Source organism: Vogesella oryzae (genome assembly GCF_902829295.1).
Classification (GTDB): Bacteria; Pseudomonadota; Gammaproteobacteria; order Burkholderiales; family Chromobacteriaceae; genus Vogesella; species Vogesella oryzae.
Genome location: NZ_CADEPL010000015.1, coordinates 1 through 8,211 on the forward strand (window position 1 = coordinate 1; position 8,211 = coordinate 8,211).

At 61.8% G+C, this 8,211-nt stretch carries 5 protein-coding genes; all 5 read left to right on the plus strand.

The features are described 5' to 3' along the window. A partial coding sequence (gene mnmC1 / locus HU218_RS05805; RefSeq protein ID WP_174873996.1) for an FAD-dependent 5-carboxymethylaminomethyl-2-thiouridine(34) oxidoreductase MnmC1 occupies window positions 1–1,391 on the plus strand: 1,391 nt, incomplete at its 5' end. A 183-nt stretch (window positions 1,392–1,574) separates the two neighbouring features. Then, window positions 1,575–4,151, plus strand: a complete 2,577-nt coding sequence (clpB, locus tag HU218_RS05810) for an ATP-dependent chaperone ClpB (RefSeq protein WP_174873997.1) — start codon at window positions 1,575–1,577, stop codon at window positions 4,149–4,151. Between the two features lie 233 nt (window positions 4,152–4,384). After that, entirely contained in the window at window positions 4,385–6,367 is a 1,983-nt protein-coding gene (locus HU218_RS05815) for a site-specific recombinase (protein ID WP_174873998.1), read from the plus strand. A 662-nt stretch (window positions 6,368–7,029) separates the two neighbouring features. Next, window positions 7,030–7,962, plus strand: a complete 933-nt coding sequence (cyoA, locus tag HU218_RS05820; protein ID WP_174873999.1) for a ubiquinol oxidase subunit II — start codon at window positions 7,030–7,032, stop codon at window positions 7,960–7,962. Window positions 7,963–8,020: 58 nt separating this feature from the next. Continuing rightward, window positions 8,021–8,211 (plus strand): hypothetical protein (locus HU218_RS05825; protein ID WP_246210731.1); only part of this gene is annotated, 191 nt, incomplete at its 3' end.

Here is an 8,211-nt window from a genome sequence, read left to right on the forward strand (position 1 = left end):
CGTTTACCTGTGCCGGCAGCGTACGCCGCGGACTTGCCGCGGCAGGTTTCAGTGTAGAAAAGGTTGCAGGGCATGGCCGCAAACGTGAAATGTGCCGCGGCCAACTTGCCACCATGCCGAACACCGGCTGGCAGGCTCCGTGGTATGCCCGGCCGGCACCAGCGGACAGTAAAGCGCGCAGTGCGCTGGTGATCGGCGCCGGCATTGCCGGTGCCAGCGTGGCCTACAGTCTGGCGGTGCGAGGCTGGCAGGTAACCGTGCTTGATCGCCATCAGCAGCCGGCAAGCGAGGCCTCCGGCAATCCGCAAGGCGTGCTGTATACCAAGCTGTCGCCACACTTCACCCCGCTCACCCGCCTGCTGTTATCCGGCTACAGCTACAGCCTGCGTAGCCTGCATGCGCTGTTGCCGGCAGGCGAAGCTAGCTGGCAACCCTGCGGTGTATTGCAGCTGGCGCACGATGCCGGCGAAGTCAAACGCCAGCAGGGGTTGGCCGCAGCCGGCTTGCCGCAGGAAGTGCTGCGCGCCGTCGATGCCGACGAAGCCAGCACCCTCGCCGGCGTCCCGCTCGCTCAGTCTGCCTTGTATTTCCCGCAAAGCGGCTGGTTGCATCCGCCGGCACTGGTGCAAAAACTGCTCTCGCACCCCAACATCCGGCTGCAATTGGGCGTCGAGGTGACTGAACTGACGCGCAATCCGCTGTCGGGCGAGTGGGTGGCAAATGGCCCACGCGACGAATTGGCCTCGGCAAGTATCGCGGTACTGGCCAATGCCAACGATGTCCGGCAATTAGCGGCCGCCGATCACCTGCCGCTGAAGGCCATTCGCGGCCAAGTCTCGGTGCTGCCGGCAACCGCTGACAGCGCCGCGCTACAGGCGGTGGTCTGCGGTGAGGGCTATATCTCGCCGGCCCGCCATGGCAGCCACTGCTTTGGCGCCACCTTCAAGTTCGAGCAGGTTGCTGACGGCACTACGCCAGGCGAGCATCAGGAAAACCTGACCATGCTGGCAGAGATGGCGCCCTCGCTGTATCAGGCGCTGGGTGGCGACAGCTTGCAGCCGGAACAATGCAGCGGCCGCGCGGCGTTGCGCTGCACCAGCCCGGACTACCTGCCGATCGCCGGGCCACTGGTCGACCGCGAAGCGTTTGCCGCGTGCTATGGCATGCTGTCGCGCGATGCCACCCTGCAACCCGATGCGCCCGCACCAGACATTCCCGGCTTGTTTGTCAGCACCGCGCACGGCTCTCGCGGCATGGTTACCGCACCACTGTGTGGCGAAGTACTGGCCAGCCTGCTGGAGGACGAGCCATTGCCGCTGCCCAAGCCGATCATGGATGCCATTCACCCCAGCCGCTTCCTGTTGCGCGGCTTGATCCGCAAGCAAAAATGACCGCTATCAGGGGTTGGCCGCATGCGGCCAACCTTTACAGCCGGCCCGCCGACAGCGCGGGCCATTTTTTTGTCTACGATCAAACCACACGGCAATAGCCGCGCGGTTGCATGGCAGGCGCTTGAAATCCGGCAACCTCCTCCCAAACTTGCAGGTATTCAAGCTTTACACGAGGAGCATGGAATGCGATTCGAAAAACTGACCACCAAGTTTCAACAAGCGCTGGCCGAGGCGCAAAGCCTGGCGCTAGGTGAAGACAATGCCTATATCGAGGCGCAGCACGTATTGCTGGCCATGCTGGACGATGCGGACAGCGGTGTCGGCAGCTTGCTGGCCCGTGCCGGCGTCAATACCGGCGCGCTGAAAACCAGCCTGCGCGATGCTACCGCACGGCTGCCGAAAGTCACCGGTACCGGCGGTGAAATCACCGTATCGCGCGAGCTGGGCAACCTGCTCAACCTCACCGACAAGGCGGCGATGAAGCGCGGCGACCAGTTCATCGCCAGCGAGCTGTTTCTGCTGGTGCTGGCGGAAGACAAGGGCGAAACCGGCCGCCTGCTGAAGCAGCATGGCGGCAACAGCGCGGCCATTCATGCTGCGGTGGAAGCTGTGCGCGGCGGCGAAAACGTCGGCAGCGCCGATGCCGAAAGCCAGCGTGAAGCGTTGAAAAAATTCACCCTCGACCTGACCGAGCGCGCCCGTGCCGGCAAGCTGGACCCGGTCATCGGTCGCGACGACGAAATCCGCCGCGCCATCCAGGTACTGCAGCGCCGCACCAAGAACAACCCGGTGCTGATCGGCGAGCCTGGTGTCGGCAAGACCGCCATCGTGGAAGGTCTGGCGCAGCGCATCGTCAACGGCGAAGTACCGGAAAGCTTGAAGCACAAGAAGCTGCTGGTGCTGGACATGGCCGGCCTGATCGCCGGCGCCAAGTTCCGCGGCGAGTTCGAGGAGCGGCTGAAAGCGGTGCTGAACGACATCGCCAAGGATGAAGGCAACATCATCCTGTTCATCGACGAGATCCACACCATGGTCGGCGCCGGCAAGGCCGATGGCGCCATGGACGCCGGCAATATGCTCAAGCCGGCGCTGGCGCGCGGCGAGCTGCACTGCCTTGGCGCCACCACGCTGGATGAATACCGCAAGTACATCGAGAAGGATGCCGCGCTGGAGCGCCGCTTCCAGAAGGTACTGGTGGACGAGCCGACAGTGGAGGACACCATCGCCATCCTGCGCGGGCTGCAGGAAAAGTACGAGATTCACCACGGTGTGGACATTACCGACCCGGCCATCGTGGCCGCCGCCGAGCTGAGCCACCGCTACATTACCGACCGTTTCCTGCCGGACAAGGCCATCGACCTGATCGACGAGGCCGCCAGCCGCATCAAGATGGAGCTGGATTCCAAGCCGGAAGAAATGGACAAGCTCGACCGTCGCCTGATCCAGCTGAAGATCGAGCGCGAGGCGGTGCGACGCGAAACCGACGAAGCCTCGAAAAAGCGCCTGCAGCTGATCGAAGAGGAAATCGAGACGCTGTCACGCGACTACGCCGACCTGGAGGAAATCTGGAAGGCCGAGAAAGCCACCCAGCAGGGTAGCCAGTCGATCAAGGAAGAGATCGAGCGCTTGAAGGTGGAAATGGAAGAGCTCAAGCGCCAGGGCAACTGGCAGAAGCTGGCCGAGTTGCAGTACGGCAAGCTGCCGCAACTGGAAGGCCGGCTCAAGGAAGCCGAGGCCGCCGGCAGTGGCGACAGCAAGCCCAACCGCCTGCTGCGCACCCAGGTCGGCGCCGAGGAAATTGCCGAGGTGATCTCGCGCATGACCGGCATTCCGGTCTCCAAGATGCTGACCGGCGAGCGCGAAAAACTGCTGCACATGGAAGAAGTGCTGCACCAGCGCGTGGTGGGCCAGAACGAGGCAGTGACCGTGGTGGCCGATGCCATCCGCCGTTCGCGCTCCGGCCTCGCCGACCCCAACCGTCCGTATGGTTCCTTCCTGTTCCTCGGCCCCACCGGCGTGGGCAAGACCGAGCTGTGCAAGGCGCTGGCCGGCTTCCTGTTCGATAGCGAGGAGCACCTGATCCGCATCGACATGTCCGAGTACATGGAGAAGCATTCGGTGGCACGGCTGATCGGCGCCCCGCCGGGCTACGTCGGTTACGAGGAAGGCGGCATGCTCACCGAGCAGGTGCGGCGCAAACCGTACAGTGTGATCCTACTGGACGAAGTGGAAAAAGCGCATCCGGACGTGTTCAACGTGCTGCTGCAGGTGCTGGACGACGGCCGCCTGACCGATGGCCAGGGCCGTACCGTGGACTTCAAGAACACGGTGATCGTGATGACCTCCAATATGGGCAGTCAGCACATCCAGAGCATGGCCAGCGACGACTACCAGGTAGTGAAGCTGGCGGTGCTGGCCGAGGTGAAGTCGCACTTCCGGCCGGAGTTCATTAACCGTATCGACGAGATGGTGGTGTTCCACAGCCTGGGCGAAGCACAGATCAAGTCCATCGCCCGCATCCAGCTGAAGCGTTTGGAAGAGCGGCTGGCCAAGCTGGATATCAGCCTGCAGGTCAGCGACGAGGCACTGAGCCTGATCGCCGATGCCGGTTTCGATCCGGTGTACGGCGCCCGGCCACTGAAGCGCGCCATCCAGAGCGAGATCGAGAACCCGCTGGCCAAGGCGATACTGGCCGGCAAATACCCGCCCAAATCCACCATCATGGTGGAGTCGCGCGCCGGTCAGCTGCAGTTCGATTAATCCGCTGCGGCATGACTGATGCGGCCAACCTGGCACCAGGTTGGCCGCATGTTTTTTAACAAGCTTGCATGCATAATGCACAAAATCTGAACCAACTGGCTGGCTAGCCCTCTTTAACATAACGCCAGCTCTGGCGCTTACCTCCTGCGTGCCGGCCTGTAACCGGCACGTCGCTTGCATCAGGCAAGCTTGCCCGTCATGACGGGTGTCACATAAACAATTCTGGATACCGCATGGATCATTTGCTCGACAAGCTGGCCACGCGCCAGCCGGATGAATCTCCTGTCGCCGCCCTGGCCGCGCTGCTGGACTTGCTGCGCCCGGACGATGCCGGCGACTTCGTGCAGGCCACCAGCAACCTGCGCGCCCTGACCTATTTGCTGACCCGCGACAGCGGCCGTCGCGCGGCCTTACGCCAGGCGCTACTGGCACTAATGGCGCAATCGCGCCAGGTACAGCTGTATACCGATACCGGCCTGCTTTCCAACGAGGCATTTTCGCAGGCCATCAAGCGGCGCATTGGCGAGCGCATGTTGCCCCCGGCCCGCTCCAGCAGCCATCTGGCCGACCAGTTCGGCGTGATTTTTTCCGGCAAGGAAGACTATCGCTGGGTAGGGGCGGTCGAGCCCGGCGTGTGGCAGGAACTATGGCAGGCATTGAACTGGGATGAAGAACCGTTGGCCGCCGCCAGTCCCACCCGCTTGCAGCTACTGGAGGCCGTGCAGGTGCTGACCGCCCGCATCACCGCCATCGGGCTGGAGCCGGAGCTGGTGCGGGTGTATCCGGATATCGAGCGTTTCGAATCGCCCTTTCTGCACCTGTCGGCCGAGGCTTCGCACTTTGTCGAGTCTGCCCGTCAGTCGCTGGCAAATCCCGATCTGCAGCCGGAAGACGACAAGCAGATGCAGGTGCTGCTGACCCAGTGCGAGCAACTGATCAGCCGGCTGCGCAAGGTAGCCGGCGAACGCGGCGTGTCGGTCAGCCTGACCTATCACCTGCAGCGACTGGCACAACATATCGAACGCTTGCGCACCATTTTGCGGCTGCTGGACCAGAGCGTCAGCCCGGCGCGAGATGGCACCCTGTTCTGCCTGCTGGCGGAACTGGTGGGGGCGGAAAACCGCAAGTACAGCGTGCGCGATGTGTTTACCAGCAATACCGAACTGCTGGCGCGGCAGGTAACCGAGCACGCCGGGCGCCACGGCGAACACTACATTGCCGAGAACCGTAGCGAATGGAAGGACATGGCCAGGGCGGCGATGGGCGCCGGCTTGATTGTCGGCTTCATGGCACTGTTCAAGCTGCTGCTGGCCAAGCTGCACCTGCCGCTGATCTGGGAGGCGCTGGCATTCGGCCTCAATTACGCGCTGGGCTTCATGCTGGTGCATGTGCTGCATTTCACCATCGCCACCAAGCAGCCGGCGATGACAGCCGCGCGCATCGCCGCGGTAATCCATCAGTCCAATGGCAAGCCGCAGATGAAGGAGCTGGCCGAGCTGGTGGCCAAGGTGTTGCGCACCCAGTTGGTGGCGATCCTTGGCAATGTGCTGGTGGCGATTCCGGTGGCGTGGCTGATTGCGGTGTGCTGGCGCGCTGTCGCCGGCAGCCCGGTGATCGACCTGGACAAGGCCGCCCATCTGCTGCACGACCAGAACCCGATCGACAGCCTGGCCTTGCTGCATGCCGCCATTGCCGGGGTATACCTGTTCCTCGCCGGCCTGATTGCCGGCTACTACGACAACAAGGCCATCTACCGGCAGATTCCGCAACGGTTGGCCGCATTGCCGTGGCTGAAGCGTCTGCTGGGCGAGCAGCGCACCCGCAAGCTGGCGCGTTACGTCGAGCACAATCTTGGCGGGCTGGCCGGCAATTTCTATTTCGGCCTGTTTCTCGGCATCACCGGCACCATCGGTTTCCTGCTGGGCATGCCGCTGGACATCCGCCACATCACCTTTTCATCGGCCTACCTGTCCTACGCTGCCGTCAGCTACGACTACCATGTGCCAGCAGACATGGCGTTGTGGGCGGTGACCGGCGTTGTGCTGATCGGCGTGGTCAACTTGCTGGTCAGCTTCACCCTCGCTTTGTGGGTGGCGCTGCGCGCGCGCAAGCTGAAAGGCACTGATGCCTTGCCGCTGTTGCCGGCAGTGCTGCGGCTGGCGATCCGTCGCCCCAAAGACTTCCTGATCCCGCCGGGCGATAAAGCCGGACACTGAACCGGTTCCGTGCAAAAACGGCCGCGCCTAGCGCGGCCGTTTTTTTCGACCAGGATCAAACAAGGGCGAACTTTTCGTCCTGTTATGCAAATCACCTGATCTGGATCATGGTGACAAACGCATTTCCATGATTTTTTTTTGTAACGGTTTGTAACATTGAGAAATAAAACCAACAGCATAGTCACAAATTTTTCAATGGCTTGCTGCAGAGCAGCATACAAACCGGTTGCTAGCTGCCTATTTTTGTATCGATATCTAGCCCACCCCCCTTGAGCCGGGCCGGGAAATCGTTTTCAATCGCGCCCGTCCAGTTATGCCAAGGATGGAATGACCACCCATTCCATTCGCTTTCTCATCGTTTAAGCGAAGTACCTGACTCTTTCCGCCAGCCGCTATCAGGCATGGCAGGCGCAGCGCACCCCACCAGGCCGCGACTTGCTCCTGTCTAGGATCTGTTTTCCAGTCGGGCAGCGAATGTTCGCTGTCATGCCATCAGGTTTGGACAGCCGCCGGGCCTAATGCCCGCGGCGGTGAACCGGTGCGTTGCCCTTCCGGCTGCTTTCGTCCCGCTTTCCCCTCCGCGTGCATTACCTTCCCGGCCTGTCGTACCGCCCGCTGCGGTACCCACTGCAAGTTTCGTTTAAAACCACCAAGGTCGCAGGATGATAAAACGCACACTTCCACACATCTCAAGATGGCTAGGGCTTGGTATCACCGCCCTGCTAGCCGGCTGCAAGGGGGGCATTCTCGACCCCAAAGGCCAGGTAGCCGCCGACGAAAAATCCCTGATCATCACGGCAACGCTTCTGATGCTGCTGGTGGTGGTGCCGGTCATCGTGATGACCATCGCCTTTGCCTGGAAATACCGCGCCAGCAACGAAAGCGCTACCTACACCCCGAAGTGGGCACACTCCGGCAAGATCGAAGCCGTGGTGTGGATCATCCCGATCATCATCGTGACTTTCCTCGCCATCGTGACCTGGAACAGCACCCACAAGCTGGACCCGTACCGCGAACTGGATTCCACCGTGAAGCCGATCAACGTGCAGGTGGTGTCGCTGGACTGGAAATGGCTGTTCATCTATCCGGACCTGAACATCGCTTCCGTCAATGAACTGGCGTTCCCGGCCAATACCCCGGTGAACTTCAAGATCACCTCCGATGCGGCCATGAACTCGTTCTTCATTCCGCAGCTGGGCGGCCAGATCTATTCGATGGCCGGCATGCAGACCAAGCTGCACCTGATCGCCAACGAAGCCGGCAGCTATGACGGCATGTCGGCCAACTACAGCGGCGCCGGTTTCTCCGGCATGAAGTTCAAGGCACTGGCCATGAACAGCCAGGCCGAGTTCGACAGCTGGGTTCAAAAAGCACGTGCCGGCAAGCCGCTGGACGCGGCCAACTATGCCGAGCTGCTGAAGCAGAGCGAGAACAATCCGGTGCAGTACTTCTCTACCGTCACCCCAGGCCTGTTCTACGGCGTGCTGAACAAGTACATGGCCGGTCACCAGACCGCCATGGAGTCCGGCCTGAGCGTCAGCCAGCTGGCAGCGCTGAGCAAGAGCCTGTGCGCACCCGCAGCAGTCAAGGAGTAATCAAGCAATGTTCGGAAAACTGACTCTGGAAGCAATACCCTTCCATGAGCCCATCATCATGGGGGCGCTCTCGGGCGCTGGCCTGCTCGGCCTGGCTATCATTGCCGCCATCACCAAGTTCGGCAAATGGGGCTATCTGTGGAAAGAGTGGCTGACTTCGGTCGACCACAAGAAGATCGGCGTGATGTACATCATCGTGGCGCTGGTGATGCTGCTGCGCGGCTTTGCCGACGCACTGATGATGCGTAC